This window comes from Syntrophus sp. (in: bacteria) (genome assembly GCF_040768185.1).
GTDB classification, from domain to species: Bacteria; Desulfobacterota; Syntrophia; order Syntrophales; family Syntrophaceae; genus Syntrophus; species Syntrophus buswellii.
Map to the genome: position 1 here is coordinate 277,757 of NZ_JAXGNC010000002.1, position 18,896 is coordinate 296,652.

14 protein-coding genes are annotated in these 18,896 nt (G+C 54.9%); 6 read left to right on the plus strand and 8 right to left on the minus strand.

Going from position 1 to position 18,896, the window contains the following annotated elements; translation table 11 throughout:
- Window positions 1–238 precede the first annotated feature (238 nt).
- The 3 genes from AB3175_RS04220 to AB3175_RS04230 all read right to left on the minus strand — a co-directional run bounded on the left by AB3175_RS04220 (window position 239) and on the right by AB3175_RS04230 (window position 3,295).
- A complete protein-coding gene (locus AB3175_RS04220) occupies window positions 239–1,345 on the minus strand; it encodes a mechanosensitive ion channel family protein (RefSeq protein ID WP_367359695.1) in 1,107 nt (368 codons plus the stop codon).
- A gap of 112 nt (window positions 1,346–1,457) precedes the next feature.
- A complete protein-coding gene (locus AB3175_RS04225) occupies window positions 1,458–2,738 on the minus strand; it encodes a M23 family metallopeptidase (protein ID WP_367359696.1) in 1,281 nt (426 codons plus the stop codon).
- A gap of 62 nt (window positions 2,739–2,800) precedes the next feature.
- Window positions 2,801–3,295, minus strand: coding sequence for a MarR family winged helix-turn-helix transcriptional regulator (locus tag AB3175_RS04230; protein WP_367359697.1), 495 nt, complete (start codon window positions 3,293–3,295; stop codon window positions 2,801–2,803).
- Window positions 3,296–3,545: 250 nt separating this feature from the next.
- Here AB3175_RS04230 and AB3175_RS04235 point away from each other — a divergent pair, with 250 nt between their 5' ends.
- Genes AB3175_RS04235 through AB3175_RS04250 form a run of 4 tightly spaced genes read left to right on the plus strand, consistent with a single transcriptional unit; the run spans window position 3,546 to window position 7,760 of the window.
- Window positions 3,546–4,214: a DUF5752 family protein gene (locus AB3175_RS04235; protein ID WP_367359698.1), complete on the plus strand. Its 669-nt coding sequence runs from the start codon at window positions 3,546–3,548 to the stop codon at window positions 4,212–4,214.
- On the plus strand, window positions 4,211–5,446 hold the full coding sequence (locus AB3175_RS04240; RefSeq protein WP_367359699.1) for a glycosyltransferase: 1,236 nt from the start codon (window positions 4,211–4,213) through the stop codon (window positions 5,444–5,446). The genes AB3175_RS04235 and AB3175_RS04240 overlap by 4 nt, the downstream gene beginning before the upstream one ends.
- Window positions 5,443–6,255 carry a trehalose-phosphatase gene (gene otsB / locus AB3175_RS04245; RefSeq protein WP_367359700.1) on the plus strand — a complete coding sequence of 271 codons (813 nt, stop codon included), beginning with the start codon at window positions 5,443–5,445 and terminating at the stop codon, window positions 6,253–6,255. Before AB3175_RS04240 ends, otsB begins: the two co-directional genes overlap by 4 nt.
- Window positions 6,256–6,257: 2 nt before the next feature.
- On the plus strand, window positions 6,258–7,760 hold the full coding sequence (locus AB3175_RS04250) for a trehalose-6-phosphate synthase (protein WP_367359701.1): 1,503 nt from the start codon (window positions 6,258–6,260) through the stop codon (window positions 7,758–7,760).
- Window positions 7,761–7,902: 142 nt separating this feature from the next.
- Here AB3175_RS04250 and AB3175_RS04255 read toward each other — a convergent pair whose 3' ends face one another.
- The 5 genes from AB3175_RS04255 to AB3175_RS04275 all read right to left on the minus strand — a co-directional run bounded on the left by AB3175_RS04255 (window position 7,903) and on the right by AB3175_RS04275 (window position 13,923).
- A complete protein-coding gene (locus tag AB3175_RS04255) occupies window positions 7,903–8,811 on the minus strand; it encodes an OmpA family protein (RefSeq protein ID WP_367359702.1) in 909 nt (302 codons plus the stop codon).
- Between the two features lie 12 nt (window positions 8,812–8,823).
- Window positions 8,824–9,207, minus strand: a complete 384-nt coding sequence (locus AB3175_RS04260) for a DUF4398 domain-containing protein (protein WP_367359703.1) — start codon at window positions 9,205–9,207, stop codon at window positions 8,824–8,826.
- Window positions 9,208–9,959: 752 nt separating this feature from the next.
- Window positions 9,960–10,811 carry a putative beta-lysine N-acetyltransferase gene (gene ablB, locus AB3175_RS04265; RefSeq protein WP_367359704.1) on the minus strand — a complete coding sequence of 284 codons (852 nt, stop codon included), beginning with the start codon at window positions 10,809–10,811 and terminating at the stop codon, window positions 9,960–9,962.
- Window positions 10,808–12,118 (minus strand): lysine 2,3-aminomutase, encoded by a 1,311-nt coding sequence (gene ablA / locus AB3175_RS04270; protein WP_367359705.1) that lies wholly within the window; start codon window positions 12,116–12,118, stop codon window positions 10,808–10,810. Before ablA ends, ablB begins: the two co-directional genes overlap by 4 nt.
- A 428-nt stretch (window positions 12,119–12,546) precedes the next feature.
- Window positions 12,547–13,923 (minus strand): chloride channel protein, encoded by a 1,377-nt coding sequence (locus AB3175_RS04275; protein WP_367359706.1) that lies wholly within the window; start codon window positions 13,921–13,923, stop codon window positions 12,547–12,549.
- Between the two features lie 403 nt (window positions 13,924–14,326).
- Between AB3175_RS04275 and AB3175_RS04280 the strand changes: the two genes are divergently transcribed.
- Both AB3175_RS04280 and AB3175_RS04285 read left to right on the plus strand, forming a co-directional pair.
- On the plus strand, window positions 14,327–17,143 hold the full coding sequence (locus tag AB3175_RS04280; protein WP_367359707.1) for a cation-transporting P-type ATPase: 2,817 nt from the start codon (window positions 14,327–14,329) through the stop codon (window positions 17,141–17,143).
- A gap of 82 nt (window positions 17,144–17,225) precedes the next feature.
- Complete coding sequence (locus tag AB3175_RS04285) at window positions 17,226–18,857, plus strand: TIGR00341 family protein (protein ID WP_367359708.1); 1,632 nt, start codon at window positions 17,226–17,228, stop codon at window positions 18,855–18,857.
- Window positions 18,858–18,896: the final 39 nt, after the last annotated feature.

The following is an 18,896-nucleotide window of genomic DNA, read 5'->3' on the forward strand; positions in this document are numbered from 1 at the left end:
TGGCAGGAAGGATTGACAAGTTGCGGGAGGCGCCTTCTGCCCCGTCCGTTTGTTGAGCCCTTAATGTTTTCAGGCATTCCAGAATCTCCTGCTCGGATTGGCAAGACCGGAGAATCTGGATCCGGAAAGTTCCAGATTCTCCGGCAGAGGGAGTTGCTGAATCGCTGCTTGTTCATGATCGTTCAGGAGTTCCGGACTTGTATAAAGGCGCTGTTTTTTTGGGATGGCCCTTCCGTGTTTATTTTTGGGAGCTAAGGTTTACCTGTTCCAGCAATATCCGCTCGGGAACATGGATGGTCGAGGTCGGGAAAGCGACCTCCGCTCCATGGGAGAGGATAATCCGGTAAACCTTCATCAGCACATCCTCCTTGACCTGGTGATATTCCACCCACACCTTCGTTCTGGTGAAGGCATAGACCATGACATCCAGGGACGAGGGGCCGAAGGTGTTGAAATTGACGATCAGTGTCTGGGTGGGATCAATGCCGGGGTGATCGATCAGCATCTGACGGACATCTTTTGCGATGGCCATGACCTTGTTTGCGTCATCGTAGCGGACGCCGATGGTTTCATAAATCCTGCGATGGGTCATTCTGGATGGGTTTTCCAGCGCGATGGTCGTGAAGGTCGAGTTGGGTATGTAAAGGGGGCGGTTTTCGAAGGTTCGGATCCGGGTAAGGCGCCAGCCGATGTATTCCACTACGCCCTCGATGTTTCTGTCCGGTGAGCGAATCCAGTCCCCCACGGCAAAAGGCCGATCGAGGAAGATCGTCAATCCGCCGAAGAAGTTGGAGAGGATGTCCTTTGCCGCAAAGCCCACGGCGATGCCGCCGATGCCGCCAAAGGCGAGGACGCCGGAGATGCTGAAGCCCAGGGTCTGCAGCATCATCAGTGAGGCCGTGATAAAAATGGATATCCGGGCAAGCTTGCCGATGGCATCTGCCGTGGTCGGATCAACCGGCTTCCCCTTTTTGCGCTGAATTTCCAGGATATTGTCATGAAGCTGCCGGACGAGGTTGACGCAGAACCAGGCGATAACAAGGATGATGCCGGCACGGGCAGCATCCCGGGAATACTCCAGGAAGGCCGTCTTCGGTGCTACGTAGTTAACCGCAGCGGAAATGCCTATGATCCAGATCAAGGCGCTCAAAGGCTTCCGAAGAGCAGTCAGAATGGCCTCGTCCCAGGGGTTTTCTGTGAGGAGCGTCCGCCTGTGCAGACGCGATAGGACAATTTTTTGAATGAAATCAAATAGAAGCGCGACAAATATAATCAGAAATACGATGAGCCATTGATATCCCTGGTAAAGGGCCGTAATTTTTTCAAGATAAACGTTCAGATCCATTCCGTACACCCCTTCCGATTCATTCGTGAGGCGGAGGGATTTTCCCCAATGTCTCCATTCCGGAGTCGATTATTTCGAAGGTATTCCGCATCAAAGCAGGAGAAAAACACCGTTACCCTTCGCTGCTTCCCGGGTTGCCATGCCTTTTTCCCTCGATGGCCAGGAAGTTGCCGGGAGGAATGGATGCGAGTTCAACATCCTGCTCCGCCTTCAAGCGTTCAAATTTTACCGTCGATTTGACGGTGATGTCCGACCCCCTTGGAACCGAAATCGATAAAGGATTTATGGGGCGGTCGTTGATCCTCATCTCGAAATGAAGATGCGGCCCCGTCGCAAGTCCTGTTGATCCGACGAGCCCTATCAAAGAACCCTGGCTGACCTCTGTTCCCTGCCTTAAACGTTCGTGGATTTTCGACAAATGGCCATAATACGTCTGATAACCGCCGGGATGCTTCAGAATCACAAGATTGCCGTACTGTCCCCGGCGTCCCGCAAAAACGACCGATCCATCGCCTGCCGCCGAAACAGGGGTACCTTCGGGGGCCGCATAGTCGACCCCGTGATGAGGCCTGGTGATCTTCAGGATCGGATGGTAGCGACCGTTGGAGAACGTTGAACTGATCCGCCTGAAGTTCAATGGAGCCCTGAGGAAGGTTTTTTTCAGGGACTTCCCCGATGCATCGTAATAATCCGTACCCTCTTCATCCGTGAACCGGTAGGCGCGGTATGCCTTTCCGTTGTTGATGACCTCGGCGGAAAGAATATTGCCGTATTTTTTCAGGGTTCCATTGAGGTAAAACCCCTCGGCGACCAGCCTGAAGGTGTCGCCCTTTCTGATGTCTGTTGTAAAATCTATATCCCAGGCGAAGATATCGGAGAGATTCTGTGCAAGCACCAGGGACTCTTTGCCATGCCCCAGGGCAGAAATCAGATTATCCTGGATGACCCCGCCGATGTGCTCGATCTTCTTTTCGTAAGGCACAGGGATCTTTTCCGCGCAGAAACCTTCCTCGCCGCAGGTGATATTCAGGATGGTGTCCTCATCGATCCAGTATGTGAAGGAGTTTATCTGTTTGTTTTCATCGAGGCGAATCCGATAGGGCTGGTTAACCCGGAGATATCTGAGTTTATAAATACTTGCCGATGCTTCTTTTAAACTGAAGAGATCGTTCAGGTTCAGTTCGTAGTGTTTAAAAATGTCAAAGAGGGTTTCACCTTTTCTGATTTTTCCCGTTATTTCGTGAAATTCTTCCGATTCGGTTACCTTGATCTCTTCGTCGAAATCCGTTTTTTCCGGGAGATTGAAACCGGCAAGGACTGTTAAAAAAAACGTCGGGACAATCGTGGAAAAAAGAATGTAAACAAGAGTTGACCGGATGAAGATTTTTTTCATTCGATTTCTCTCCGCCTCTCCGTTGAATTCAGTTAAGTCGCTGTAATTGCGGCATGTCTATCTTAACTTCTGTAGCTCTGTCCGCCGGGGAACAGGTTGGCCGAGACGTCCAGCTTCTCGGCTTCCATGAGCTTTACCACCTGCTCCAGGGATTCGGCGATGACCATCTGCTCCGATTCGGGAAGCCTCGACAGGGACTCCGACAGCTTGTGCTGAAGCGGCGACGGAGCTTTGAGAATGATTTCCCTTCCGGATTGGGAAATTTCCAGGTACACCTTGCGATGATCCTCCGAACTTCTCGTTCGAGTCAGATATCCCTTCGCTTCCAGTCGATCAATGATCCCGTTGGCCGTGCTTATTCCAAGGTTCACCATCCTGGCCAGATCCGTGAGGGTTGTCCGGCTTGATTCCGCTAATGCACCGAGACACAAAAGCTGGGGCGTTGTCAGTCCGAACTCCGAGTTTAATTTTTTGGAATGGATATGGACGGCGCGGATGACGCGACGCAAAGCGCGTATGATTCGATATTCATAAGCATTGCCACTTTCTGTTGTCATGGACAATCCTTTCTGGTAAAATATTTCGTGTAAGAATATTAATTGCCGCTGGATAATCGGTTCTGAAAAATATGTCAAGAGAAAACAAACCCTCATTCCGCTTTTGAGCTGCTTCCGGGAATGGGTTGCCCGGCCCCGGAATGTCGGGAAGAAGCCGGAATCGAGCCTTTCCCCATGGTGTTGCTGCAAAGATTTCCCGGATCCAGGTTGAAGGCGGGATAAAACCAACGGTGATTTGGTGAGGAGGCCCATGCAGATCGATCCTTTCGCAGTGAAGGACTGCGCACTCATTGCGGTAGCCACCGGGGAGCACGTGGTAACTCTTCGCGAGCTCAAGGACAGGCTGGGAACCATACCGACAAGCTGCATCTATTATCATTTCTGGGGCGGCCTTTTGCGCCCCCGTTTCGACGACCCCCTCTATCAGAACGATTTTGCGATCTGGACCTGGCGGGGCATTCACGACAAAACACTGGCCGAGAGGCTCGCCGTGATCGATCCAACGGGTTTCAAGGACCTCGAAGAACTGCGCAGGGAACTCATCGAGGTCATCGAAGAGCGGCTCGATGAAAACGAACTGCTTTCGTGGATCATACCATCCCAGAGGTTCCATTTCGTCCGGTCCCAGATCGTCGTTTTCGACACCGGCAAACGGTTTTCAACCATTGAAGATCTCTGTGAATACATCCCTCATATGTCACGGGGAGTCATCTTCTATCATTTAATCGATGCGCGCAGGAGAACCCCTCTGGGAAGAAATGATTTCACCGAATGGCTCATGGGCTATGGTGAAGAGCACCAGGAACTTGCCATGCGCATTGCCGGCATAGACCCCTATTTCACGACGCTCAGCGAGCTTCGGAATGAACTGCATCAGGTCTTTGCTGCATACATGAGAGAAAGGCGGGGCCGGTCATGACACTGCTGGAGAACTATGCCCAAATTGTCGGCGAGGACGTCATCCATCACCTGGAGCTGCTCGCTGCGAATCTCCAGGGCATGAAGGTCGTGCATGTCAATTCCACTCGGGAAGGGGGCGGGGTTGCGGAGATTCTCCACTGGCTCATTCCCCTGAAGCGGGAGTTGGGGATCGACGCTCAATGGGAGGTGATCTCCGGGACCGATCCGTTCTTTTCGTTCACGAAACTGATGCACAATGGCCTCCAGGGTAAGAGGGTGGAACTGCATCCCGACCATCTGGCGGAATATGAACGGGTTAACGAGATGAACGCTGAGTCCCTCCGGAAGACTCTTGAGGAGGCTGATCTGGTTTTCATCCACGACCCGCAGCCAGCAGCGCTTCTGCAGTTTATTCCCAACCGGCGGGGGAAATGGATATGGCGCTGCCACATCGATGCGAGCCGCCCGTTCCGGCCGGTCTGGAAATTCCTGCGGGCGTTCGTCGAACCTTACTCCGCCAGCATCTGGTCGCTGTCCGAGTTCGCCCAGCCGCTTCCCCATCCTCTCTACCTTGTTGCCCCGAGCATCGATCCCCTGAGCGAGAAGAACATCGATCTGGGGCACGATGAACTTTCGGCCATGTACCACAAGTGGGGCCTGGATCCGGAACGGCCCATCATTACCCAGGTATCGCGCTTCGACCGGTTCAAGGACCCCATTGGAGTGATCCGTTCCTACAGGATGGTGAGGGAATTTTCACCGATTCAACTTGTCCTTGCAGGCGGAGGGGCCGCCGATGACCCCGAAGGAGAGGAGATGATCCGTCGGGTCAAAGAGAACGCCGGTACGGACGAGGATATCCATGTCCTTCTCCTTCCCAGTGATGACCACCGGACCATTAACGCCTTCCAGAGAATCTCGGACATTGTGATCCAGAAGTCCACCCGGGAAGGGTTCGGCCTCACCGTGACCGAAGCGATGTGGAAGAGCAAGCCGGTAATCGGAGGGGATACGGGGGGGATCCGGCTTCAGGTTGTGGACCATCACACCGGTTTCCTCGTCACCTCGCCGGAGGGCGCCGCCCTGAGAATCCGGTACCTGCTGAAGCACCGGGACCAGCTGACGGAGATGGGGGAGAAGGCCCATCATTTTGTCCTGGAAAACTTCCTGGTGACGCGCCATCTCCGTGAATACCTCACCCTGATGCATGCCGTCATGTTCGAAACCCGGGAAAGGATCGAGACCTGGTGATTTCCTCGCGCGTCTTTCCCATACCGGTACGGGGCATCCCGGATTTCTGGAAGAGGCTTCAGTCCGCCAGGGCGAGTTTCCTCGTCCTGGATTATGACGGAACCGTCGCCCCGTTCCAGGTCGCACGGATGGAAGCCTACCCGATGGCCGGCATCCCGGATCTTATCGCCAGGATTCGGAACAGGACTTCCGGCGGCATTGCCGTCGCTTCCGGCAGGCCCATTGCCGAGATCGAAAAGCTTCTCGGCGTGCCAGGCATCATGACAATCGGAAGCCATGGATGCGAGTTCCACGATTCCGATGGCACCCTGGAAATCCGGAAGCCGTCTCAAATTCAGAGGGAAGGACTTGGCAAAGCCCTGGAGACCGGCATCCGCAGGGGAATAAAGGATCAGCTCGAAGTAAAGGCGGCCAGTATCGCTCTCCATACACGAGGGCAGGTGGACGATGAGGCGCTGTCCATGGAGAAATGGGCGGTGGACAGCTGGACCCCCATTGCCCGTCTCCACAATCTTGAAGTGAGGGGGTTCAACGGCGGCGTTGAACTGAGGTGCACCGGCCTGGACAAGGGGAGCGCCTTGCAGATCCTGCTTGCCCGCCAGCCGGAAGACGCCTTCTGCGTCTATCTCGGAGACGATGAAACCGACGAAGACGCATTCCGGGTTCTTTTGGGCCGAGGCATCGGCATCAAAGTTGGAAATGCCGACGTTCCCACGACTGCAGCGGGCTTTCTGCCCGATATCGAAGCGGTGAAAGACTTTCTTGAGGGATGGGACGCTCTAGCCCCCGAGGGGCATCAGGAGGATTGAACATGGAAAAGAGAAGACTCGCCGTCATATCAAACCGCCTCCCCATTGTCTTGAAAAAAGAGCAGAGGGGGAAATGGCAGATCGAACCGGGATCCGGTGGTCTGGTGACAGCCCTGGGGCCGGTCCTCAAAAATCGCGATGGGATATGGATCGGCTGGATGGGCACGAATGCCGAGGAGGAGCCGGCTGGTCCTCTTCTCAAGGACCTCATCCGCAGGGGAACCCGGGAAACGGGATACTCCCTGAAGCCGGTCCATTTGACGAAAGAAGAGGTGAACAAGTATTATCACGGATTCTCCAACGAGATCCTCTGGCCCCTGTTCCATGACCTTTTTTCGCGCTGCAATTTCGATCTTTCGTACTGGCCGTTCTATGAGCAGGTGAACCGTAAGTTTGCACAGGCTGTTGTCTCGAATACGGACGAGAATGATTATGTGTGGGTCCAGGACTACCAGCTCATCCTGGTGGGCAGGGAGCTCAAGCGACTCGGATTAAAACGCCAGACGGGTTACTTCCTCCATATTCCTTTCCCGCCCCTGGACATTTTTCTCAAGCTGCCCTGGCGCTTCGAAATTCTCGAAGCGCTCATGGAATATGACCTTGTCGGCTTTCAGACCGTGAGAGATTTGAGGAATTTTGTCGGATGCGTTCGGGCGCTCTTCAATTACAAGGTTGCAAAGGAAAAGTTCATGAACCGGATTCTTCGTCCCGACGGCGAGGTTCTCGTAGGAGCCTTTCCCATCAGCATCGATTACAGAGAATTTGAAGACCTTGCCCGAACCGGTGAAGTGGCCGAGATGGCATGGAGCATCCACGAAAACCTCCCCAATCGGCAGCTCGTCCTTGGTGTGGACCGCCTTGACTATACCAAGGGTATTCCTCACCGGCTTCTGGCCTTCGCCCATGCCCTGGAGTGCTATCCGGACATGCGCCGGAAGGTTACGCTGATCCAGGTGGTGGTCCCCAGCCGTGTGGATGTGGAAGAGTATGGAAATCTCAAGCAGGAGATCGAACGCATCGTGGGGGAGATCAACGGGAGGTTCACGGAAGTCGGCTGGACGCCGATCCACTATATATACCGGTCATTGCCGCGCCAGGAACTTGTCGCCTACTACAAAACCTGCGAGATCGCGCTGGTCACCCCGCTGAAAGACGGCATGAATCTCATCGCGAAGGAATACTGTGCAAGCAACATAGAGGAAAAAGGGATCCTCATCCTGAGCGAATTCGCCGGCGCCGCCTCTCAACTCCACCGGGACGCGCTTCTTGTCAACCCCTATGACAGGCAGCGGATGGCCGATACGATTCATGCCGCCTTGCGCATGCAGGATGATGAGCGGCAGGCCCGAATGCGGAGGCTCAGGCGGTTCATCAAGAGGCACGATATTATCAACTGGGTCAATTCTTTTCTCCATGCAGGCATTGCAAGGAATTTAGGGGACTTTCCCCAGGCCGAGTTCTTTGTGCCTTCTCCGAACGGCGGCGTCGGGAGCGATGACGAATAAGCCCATCTGAAAAAAAAGGACCTTCGACGATCCGGAGGCGCTCCGGAGCCCGGCGCATTCGAAACAGGGCCTCCCGACACATGGCCGGGAGGCCCTTTTTGAAGTCTGCCTGCCTCCTTACCAGGGGGCCATAGGGAAGTTCCTATTGCGGGTTCTGGGCATCTTCAAGAATGATCACTTCAACGCGGCGGTTCTGCTGGCGTCCGGCAGCGGTCTTGTTGCTGGCCACCGGAGAGGTTTCTCCGTAACCCTTTGTCGCGATGCGGCTCTCATCAATCCCCTTTTCAACCATGGCCTTCTTGACTGCGTCGGCCCGTCGCTTGGAAAGTGTCAAATTATATTCCGAACTTCCCCTGCTGTCCGTATGGCCTTCGATGACGATTTTCCGAGTGGGGTATTTATTCATGAACTGGCTCAACTGATCGATGTTCTTTTCGGCTCCCGCTGTAAGAGTGGCCCTGTTCGTCGCAAAAAGGATATCGCCCAGGGTGACAACCATTCCCCGGTCGGTCGGCCTTGCCTTGAGTTCCTCCAGTTCGGCTTTCAGCCGTGCAAGTTCGGCTGTCTTTCGCTCCACTTCAAGTGCTTTCTGCTCCGCTTCCATCCGGGCTTTTTCCAGCGCCGCCGCTTTTTCCTTTGCGGTGAGCGTGGCCTTGCCTAGTTGCTTTTCACGAAGCTGCAGGATCAGCTGATCCTTTTCTTTTGAAAGGTTCAAGGTTTCCTGCTCCGCCAGCGTACGTTCCGCCGATGCAACGGCAAGCTGTGTCTTTCTTTCGGACATGTAGGCCAGATGCTCCTTTTGGGCGGCGTCATCCTCAACCTTTTCCGCCTCTTTCAGTGTCTGCTCCGCCTCATAAAGAGGAACGGCGGAGACTGAAGCAATCTGGGGGTTCTGCTTGGCTTCTTCAAGAGCGGCCCGCGCTTTGGTTACGGCATCTATGGCCCTCTGTTCCTGGGGGGTGATGCCGGCACATCCGGCTATAAACAAGGATATTCCCATCAAAAGCAGAATGTCGACGATGATGAATCTGTTTCTTTTGACTTTCTCCATCTTTTGCTCCTCCTATTTATGGCTTCGCTCCAATTCTTTTCGCATGGAATCGACCGTATTACGCATTTCCCCGGAAATCTCCTTTGCCTTTGCAGCCCGCGTCTTCGCCCTGGCGACATCGGCGTCGAGAGTCGCCTCATCGGCAAGGCGTCCCGCCTGCACGTACTCTTCGGCGGCCACGGCCTCCTTCGCCTGCTTTAATTTATCCTCTGAAATTCTCAGATCGAGCGGGGCATTCACGATGGCGTTACTTTCCCGGGCACCCGAGATCGCCCTTTCGGCGTTTGCGATCTTTTCGTTCGGCACCGCCACTTTTTCCGCACAGCCCATGATTGTGAAGCCAAAAATGAGAGATGCGCCTGCCATGACAAGAACGATTTTGTTTTTTGAAATCATTGGCTACTCCTTCCAAAATGAAAATTAGGCGATCCGGCAAAGACTGCTGAAGTGCCGGATGCGTTAACCCATGAAGCACAAACACCCGTTATGAACCGTCAGCGATCAAGCTGGCGGCTGAACCTGAAGGTTGAAGAACAAAGGATCAGCGAAAAGAAAAAAGGGTGTTTCCCTGCTCATTCCGGTTTTTGATGAAAAACGCCTGACGAGCCTGTTCTCCGGTTTTCCTGAATGCCCACATTTCGGGTTCTGATCGCCCGGCCATCTCGTTGCGACACGGAACATCCTGGATTTTTTTTGGGGCGCCATGCCGGGCTTTCGGAGACTCCGTTGTGATTCACCAGGCGAGGTGAAATTCCTGATGGTGGATTTTAACCCCCGGGAATTCTTTTCCATGGGAATATTTTTGACCAGCGCATGTTCTTGATCCTGACCACGGCTTCTGACGGAATGCGGAGTCAGCATTTGCCTACAGAGACTGAGTCCGGCGGAATAACGACACGTTGACCTGGATGAAACGCCCGTTGGGTTAAAAAATATCTCGTTTTAATAATTATAGCCTGTAATAATTGATGAGTAAATCCTTTTTTTATCGGCGGGTCCATCAAAGGGTTGATGAGGGCGTGTTGCCGGTCACCCCGTTTGATTCCAGCTTGTCTGAACGATGGAGGGGCCGGGAAACGGCTGTTATATCCGTGGGGCCGTCCACTTTCTGTGTTGCGGCGGCCCGGGTTTCTTGAAATCTGCCGAGATTACGAAATGGCCTTGTACCAGATGTTCATGCTTTCGATATGTGCGGAAATGTTGGTGTTGTTTGTTAACCTTCCTCCATAGGCATAACCGAGCCTGGAAAAAGTGATGTTCATTCCCGGGGATTTTGCCCGGGAAATGGTGTAAGCTGTCTTGATGCCTTTGTGTTTCATCCTTTTCTCCATTTGAAAAAGCAGATGCACCCCCAGGCTGTGACTCTGCCACCGGGTAAGCGTTGCAAAATCCGTCATTTCCACATTTTCGGCTGACAGGTCCATCTCGGCGGAAGAAAGGGCCACCAGCTTGTTGCCTGTTTCGACCCCGAAATAGTCGACGTGACTTCGCATCGTGTCAAGGAGATAAGCGGGATTATGGATTGGAAAAGGATAAGTCGGAAAAACGGCCCTGTAGATGGAGGCCATTTCCTCCACATCCCTTTCCCTGCAGCGGCGTATTGAGAACCGGTTTGTGTCGAGCGGTGCCGCAGGGGTTCCGGCCCTGCTGAGTGCGAGGCGGAGAATTGCATCCAGGTTTGCTGCTTCCGTTTCGGATGCCCGCCGCCCCTCCAGGTAATACCCCAAAAATATTCCTGCATCGCACCCGTTGTAGAGTCCGGGGATGGAAGCCTCTTCAACGTAACCCGCCTGGAAAAACCAGTTCGAACGGTGTGACGGAACTTTAACGAAGATCTTCGAATAACCGCTCCGTTCCGCTCTTCGGACCAGGTCGAAAGGGAGATCGCCGTTTGAGCCGTCTCCTAATTTCAACAGGTAGATCCGGTCATTGTACGGACCATGCTGGATGATGGAGCCGCATGGGAGCGTTTCCAGCCGGTCCGGAACGTGCCTGTTCATGAACCGTTTCCTTCCCTTCTTTCGTGCCGGTCATTGTCCCTGGGAATCAGGGCGATGGTGTCGTCGTAATCCGCCAGCAGTTTTTCGATCCCCACGGAACGGAATTCCCCCGCATCTTCGAGGGCGAGCTGGAGATTGCATTCCGTGCAATTTCGATCGCAGAACGTCGGCTCGTACGAATCGGGTTCTTTATACGTGGTAATGACCCCTTCATAATTTCGCAGGACGACCTTGTTGGTAGACCATGAGATGAGGTAATTCGGCATGACCGGAATTTTTCCTCCGCCTCCGGGGGCATCGATGACATAGGTGGGAACGCAGAATCCGCTCGTGTGACCTATGAGGCTTTCGAGAATTTCGATTCCTTTTCCCACGGGGGTTCGAAAATGGCTCAGGCCTTCCGACAGGTCGCACTGGTAGAGATAGTAGGGTCTAACCCGATTGGCTACGAGTTTATGGACCAGAGAACGCATGATCCGGGGGCAGTCGTTGACACCGGACAAAAGAACGGATTGATTTCCCAGGGGAATCCCGGCATCTGCAAGTTTTCTGAGTGCGAGTTTTGAAGAGGCTGTCAATTCCCGGGGATGGTTGAAGTGCGTGTTGATCCAGAGGGGATGATGCGCCCTTAGCATTTCAACCAGCTCATCCGTGATGCGGTAGGGGAGCACAGCAGGTGTGCGTGTCCCGATCCGGATGACTTCGACATGCTCGATTTTTCTCAGCTCGGAGAGAATCCAGTCCAAATAATCCGTCGGCAGGAGAAAAGGGTCGCCACCACTCAGGAGGACATCCCTTACCCGCGGCGTATCTCTTATATATTCGATTCCCTGGAGGATCTGATCACGGCTCGGGATCGTGTCCCGGTCTCCCACACGGCGCTTTCTTGTGCAGTGACGGCAATACATGGAGCACATGTTGCTCACCAGAAACAACACGCGATCGGGATACCGGTGCGTTACCCCTGGAACCGGACTGTCCCTGTCCTCGTGCAGCGGGTCCGTCATGTCCGTTTTCTGAACCTGAAGTTCCTTGATGTCCGGGAAACTCTGCCTGAATACCGGATCGTTTTCCAGATTATCAACATCAATCAGAGAGAGATAATAAGGCGTGATCGACATGGGAAATTGTTCGGTGATCAACGTAAAGTGATGACGTATAGCGGTCGGCAACTGGATATTGAGCAGGTTTTCAAACGTTTCCAGATCCCTGACGCAGTGCCTGAGCTGCCATCGCCAATCCTTCCAGTTCCGAATCGAGCTGCCGTCGATTTCATTGAGTATTTTGTGCTGGGATTCCGTTAGCATAATAAATCCTTCCTCGAACGGATAAAGCGACATAATACGCGTATCGCCTGGTATAGACAGGCGATACCACCCCGTTGTCGCGAATATCCTTTCTGTTGGAATATTTCCTGTTAGAATATTTCATGTACGAATATAATAGGCTCTGAAAGATCTGTCAAGAAAAACTCTTGATTATGAGGCGGTGCACCTCAGGCAGGTCAAGGTCGGCAAGAATGAAATGAGAAAAAAGGATGAAATTTCTTTAATATCTTCAGGGTCCTGGATCGGAACCCAGGGGGATCGAAAAAAACCTCGCGCGTTTCAGACCGGCATCACGAGAAAAACCCGTCCCGTTTACCGGGGATCGGCGGACGGAGCGGAATGTTGAGATTCCCTGGATAAACCCATGCAGGGAACGGCTTTCCGATGAAGGAAGCGCTCCGGATTCCTCAAGGATCCGGCTCTCCGCTATGAGGCCTTTTCCTGATGCCGTCTTTGATTTTTTTTAGAATTCTCAGCAGCAATCCCGTCAGGCTCTTATCCCGGAGTTGAGGGGACGTGCGGATCTGCTCCAGCTCCGTTCCGATTGCAACATGGACGGAAGTGGATTTTTGAAAGGACAGGACCTGTGTGGGAAACACGCTTCTGTGGCCCGTCATGAGAAAACTGACGATGCAGGCAATGGCCGCGTAAGGAGAGATGGCGCTGCCGAAAAATTCCACAGCCAGGATGCTGGAAGCGATGGGGGTGTTGGTTGTTCCCGCCAGCAGGCTGACAAAACCGACCGCGGCAAAGGTCGCTCTGTCCAGCCCGAACAGGCCGCCGAAGAGATTTCCTGCTGTCGCACCGATGCACAGGATCGGCATGACGAGGCCGCCGCTGCCTCCGAAATTCAGCGTGATGCTCGTAAAAATCGCTTTGACCAGGAAGGCGTAAAAAATGATTTCTTCACCCCTGAGGGCCGTCTGAATCGTTTCGAGACCGGTACCGAGGAACTGCTTTGAAAAGATCAGCGTCATTCCGATGAGAAATGCTCCGCCGATAAGCCCCCGAAGAGGAAGAAATGTACCGAATTTCTGGGAAAAGGCATTCCCCTTCTTGAGAATCTCGATGACCAGCAGGGAGCAAATCCCGAAAAAGATTCCGGAGAACACGATCTTAAGGATGAAGGCTTCCGTCAGGGCCGGGGTGAAATCGAAGGGATAAAACTGGTAGTGAATCCCGAAAAGCAGGGCAATGTGGTAGCCCGTTATGCCGGCAATAATGGATGGCAAGAGGATTTCATAAACGATTCCACCGACATAAAGAACCTCAACGCCGAAAATGGCGCCGGCGAACGGCGCTCCGAGGACCGTTGCAAAACCGGCACTGAGTCCGCAGACGACGATCTTTTTCCGGTCTCTTTCATCGAGCCTGAACAATTCCGCCGCCACAGAGGCCAGGGATGCGCCGATCTGACCGCACGGTCCGACCTGGCCTGCCGATCCCCCCGTGGCGATGGTCAGGATGGCCGTGAGGAGCTTGACCGGAACGATGGCGGCCTTGATCCTGCCCCCGCGACGGTGGACAGCCTCGATAACCTTTTCGATGCCGTATCCTTTGGCATCCGGCTCCAGGTATTGAGTCGTCAGTGCGCTGACGGCCAATCCGACGGGCAGCATGAGAAAATAATAGGGATAGCCGGTGCTGTAGGCCAGGGCCCACTCCAGAATCTTCAGAAAGAAGGTTGTGGACAATCCCACGATGATGCCAATGCCCGTCGCAATGGCAACCCATTTCAGGATGCTGATGAACAGGATGGATTCTTCGATCAGGTGTTCTTTCATGCTTTTTTTTTCAATATTAAGGATTTCTGTTCTTTGTGAAGGCCTTGACGCGTCATCGAGCCCCTTCTCGGGGGAACTTTCCTTAAACATGTATCATTATGAGGATGTTAAATCATCGAAAATTTGATCCGGAGTGTTGTCCGTCCGGGGACTGGAGAGGAGAAGGCATATTAACGTTTGATTTATGGGATTGCCAACTGTATATTAAGATTTAACATTTGGATTTCTGTGCCGTGTTTTTTCCAGTCAAGCCCGCGGCTTGAAGCGGACTATATCCTCGCGCGTTAAACTCCGCTTCCGTAGCCAACCTTCAATGCGTCTTTCGCAGCATGCCGTTTGAATCCTGCAGGATCGGGAAAAAACCTGGAAAGGAATTCCTGGTTGAGGAAAGGGGAAGGAAATCATGGACAATCTGATCGGCAAGCACTGGCATCATCTCCCCGCGGAAGAAGTCATCGATCTGCTGGACGGCAATAAGGACCAAGGCCTTGACCTCTTCGAAATCAATCACCGGCGGGAGAAGTTCGGCGCCAACACCCTGACGCAGAAGAAGGGCAAAGGCCCTCTTCTGCGCTTCCTCCTCCAGTTTCACCAGCCCCTCGTTTACATCCTTCTTGCGGCTGCTCTGATTACCTTTCTGCTTCAGGAATGGGTTGATGCCGGGGTCATTTTCGGGGTGGTTCTCGTCAATTCCGTGATCGGTTTTCTCCAGGAATCCAAGGCTGTCAAGGCCATGGAGGCCCTGGCCCAGACCATGGTGACCGAGGCCACGGTTCTGCGTTCGGGGGAAAAGAGGCGGATCTCGTCGGCCGAGGTGGTTCCGGGCGATATCGTCCTGCTCCAGTCCGGCGATAAGGTCCCCGCGGATATGCGCCTCCTGTCGATCCGGGATCTGCAGGTCGACGAATCAGCGCTCACGGGAGAATCCGTGGCCGTGCAGAAGTGCATGGAGGTCCTGCCCCACGATACGATTCTGGCTGAGCGGAAGAATATGGTCTATGGATCGTCCCTGGTCACCTATGGCCAGGCGAGCGGCATCGTCGTTTCCATCGGCGACGATACGGAGGTCGGACGGATTTCCGAACTCCTCTCCTCGACGGAGGAGCTGGAAACCCCTCTGCTCAAAAAAATCTCCGCATTCAGCAAGGTTCTTCTTTATGTCATCCTGGGCCTGGCGGCCCTCACGTTTGGCGTGGGGCTGCTGCGGGGCCAGGGCGCCTTCGACATGTTCATGGCCTCCGTCGCCTTGGCCGTGGGCGCCATCCCCGAAGGGCTGCCCGCCGCCATGACCATTACCCTGGCCATCGGCGTAGCGCGCATGGCGCGAAAGCAGGCCATCATCCGGAAGCTTCCCGCGGTGGAAACACTGGGAAGCACGACGGTCATCTGTTCGGACAAGACGGGAACGCTCACGGAAAACCAGATGACCGTCCAGGAGATTGCCGTGGGTTCGACGTTCTTTGAAGTGACCGGTGGAGGATACGCGCCTTCCGGCCGGATCCTGGCGCCTGATGGAACCGCTTCTCACGCTTCTTCCGCCGCCCTGTTGGAGTGTCTCCGCTGCGGTCTGCTGTGCAACGACAGCCTGATTGTGGAAAAGGACGAACGATGGACCGTTCAGGGGGACCCCACCGAGGGCGCTCTTCTGGTTGCGGCTGCCAAGGGAGGGCTTTCGGACCGGGAGGAAACGGAAGCGCGGCCGCGCCTCGATACGATTCCCTTCGAGTCTCAGCACCAGTACATGGCCACCCTGCACACCGTTCCCGAGGGCGGACTGGTTGTGTATGCCAAGGGTTCCGTGGAGGCGATGCTGGAGAGGTGCTCTCTGGCTCTGTCCTCCGACGGAGAGCAGGTGAAGCTCGATGCCGACGGAATTCTCGGGGCCGTGGACGCCATGGCCGCCAAGGGGCTGCGTGTCCTGGCCTTTGCCCGGATGGGCCTGCCTGAAGGCAGGAAAACGATCTCCCATGAGGACGTGGCGTCCGGCATGACCTTCCTGGGTCTGCAGGGCATGATCGACCCGCCCAGGGCCGAGGCGATAGAGGCGGTCAGGAACTGCCACAGCGCCGGCATAAACGTCAAGATGATCACCGGCGACCACGCCGTTACGGCCTCGGCCATTGCACGCCAGATCGGGCTCGTTCGTGGGGAAAAGGCCCTGACCGGGCGGGAACTGGCCGAGATGAGCGATTCGAAACTCCTGGAAACCGTTGAGGAGGTTTCCGTGTATGCCCGCGTGGCGCCGGAGCAGAAGCTGCGCCTCGTGGAGGCCCTCCAGACCCGCGGCCACATCGTGGCCATGACCGGCGACGGAGTCAACGACGCCCCCGCGCTGAAGCGCGCCGACATCGGCGTGGCCATGGGAATCACCGGCACCGATGTCGCCAAGGAAGCGGCGGACATGGTGCTTACGGACGACAACTTCGCCTCCATCGAGGCCGCCGTGGAGGAGGGGCGCGGGACGTTCGACAATCTCACGAAATTCCTCGTCTGGACCCTGCCGACCAATGTCGGTGAAGGCCTGGTGATTCTGACCTCAGTGTTCCTGGGAACCATGCTGCCCATCGTGGCCGTGCAGATCTTGTGGATCAACATGACGACGGCCGTGCTCCTCGGCCTGATGCTCGTTTTCGAGCCCAAGGAGCCTGACATCATGGCCCGCCCGCCCCGTGCTCCCGATGAGCCGATCCTGACCCCGGTGCTTGTGCGCCGGATGCTTCTCGTGGGGGTGCTGCTGGTGCTGGGGTCCTTCGGGCTGTTCAAGTGGGAGCTGATGAAGAACGGGGCGACCCTTGAGGAGGCGCGGACGGTGGCCGTCAATCTCTTTGTTCTGGCAGAGCTCTTTTATCTCTTTAACTGCCGCTCCCTGACGAAATCCCCTTTCGCTCTGGGCTTCTTCTCCAATCCCTGGATCTTCGCCGGTTGTTCCGCCATGATTCTTCTGCAGCTTCTTTTCACGTATGTGCCGGCGATGAACACGGCGTTCCACAGCGCGCCGATTGGGATCGATTCCTGGATCCGCCTTCTTGCGGTGGCTGTCTCGGTGATGCTCATCGTGAGCTTCGAGAAGCGTTTGCTCCAAAAGGGAAGTAAAGGGCGAGGCTCGGGGCGGCGCTGCCAGATGCCTGTTTTGCCGCGCTTTTTGTGGTTACCGATAGAGACAGATGGGCTATTGTCGGCCAGGCGGGACCCAAAGAAGCGCCCTGCCGGAAAAATATGACAAGCCTGGAACGGATCGCCGCAGGGGCATGATACCGGATGCGGCGCTTCAGTACCGGATGGCAATTCCCGTGGATGTGACTATGATAAGAAAGCTGGAATACAGGATCAACCGTTGGCTGCGTGACAGGCTTCCGGTGATCAATCATCGGGACATCGTCAAAAATATCTATGATGAGCTGGATATCACGGCCGGCTATTTCACCATCCTGACGCTGGCCAATCTCATCGCCCTCAGCGGCCTCATGATCAACAGCGCCCCGGTCATTATCGGAGCCATGCTGATTTCTCCGCTCATGGGACCCATTCTGAGCTTCGGATTCGCTTTCGTTACCGGGGATTCCCTGGTCTGGACGAAATCCCTCCGCAAGGTGGCCATCAGCGTTGTTGCCACGGTCCTTATCGCCACTCTGGCTTCCTACCTTTCCCCCCTCAGCGAAGTCACCCGGGAAATAAGCGCCCGGACCACACCCAACATCTTTGACCTGATGATCGCCTTTCTATCCGGAACGGCTGGTGCGGCGGCCATCTGCACCAAGAAGAACTATCTCACCATCGTTCCCGGAGTGGCCATCGCCACGGCCGTCATACCCCCACTGAGCGTGACGGGATTCGGTATTGGAAACGGCAATCCGACCATCGCCGCCGGCGCCTTTTTTCTTTTCTTCACCAATTTTGTCGCCATTGTACTTTCGACCTGCCTTGTCTTTTCCCTTTATGGATTCCGCCCCACGATGGCCGCCGAAGAAAACATGAAGAAATTGAAGCGCCGCCTCGTCTATCTGTCCCTGCTTCTCCTTTTGATCTCGGTCCCGCTGGTTTACACCCTTTCCCGGGGCGTTACCGAGATCAAGCTGAAACGGGATGTCGAAGCGTCTCTGAAACGACAGTTCAATCAGGAAAAGCGCTCGCGCCTGGCCACATTCCAGTTTACGGAATTGGACGACGGGGGCCTGCTGGAGATCGAGGCGGTTGTCAACGCTGTTGAATACCTCAAGGACAGGGAACTGGAGCTGGCTGAGCAGAAGGTGCGGGACAGACTGAAGAGGAAAGTGAGACTTCATGTCGAGCAGGTTAAGGTGCTGCCCCAGGGATTGGCGGAGCAGGACATCACATTAGCATCCGCTATCGTCCCCGCCAGGCCGACGAAGGAGATCCTTCAGGAGGCGAGGGAGGGGATTGTTCCCCTGATCCGGCAGGTGTCGGCCGAAGCGGAAGAGCTTATCTCCCCTTCCCGGATCACGGATTTCTCCGTGGCTTTTCAGGATAAAGCCTCCGCTTTGCTTCTGACCGTTCAGATCCGCCGCGATTACCCCCTGTCGGTTGAGGAACTGACGTGGCTGGAGAAATTTTTCAGCGCCTCCTTGAATATGCCGGTTCGCCTCCGAGTGGAGACGGTGCCCTTTGTCCCCGTGCTGTTTTTTAATCCGGGATCCACAGCGCTGACGGAGGCGATGAAAAAGGAGCTGGAGCCCCTTCGGGATGCCTATGCGAGAAACGACCGCATTCTCATTTCCCTGGAGGCCGTTGCGGAAGCGAACCTGCCCTACCGGGAAAGAATCCGCCTGGCCAATGAGCGGGCGGAGTCCCTCGCTTCCTTTCTCAGCGCGGAATGCCGGATCGCCCCTCTGCAGATCAGAAAAACGCTTGCCGCAAGGGCGGCCGGAAGGCCTTCGATCAAAATACTGGTTTCCACTCTGCCGGAAAGGGGGTAGGCGGAAATGAACATCCTGGTCTTTACGGATCTGGACGGG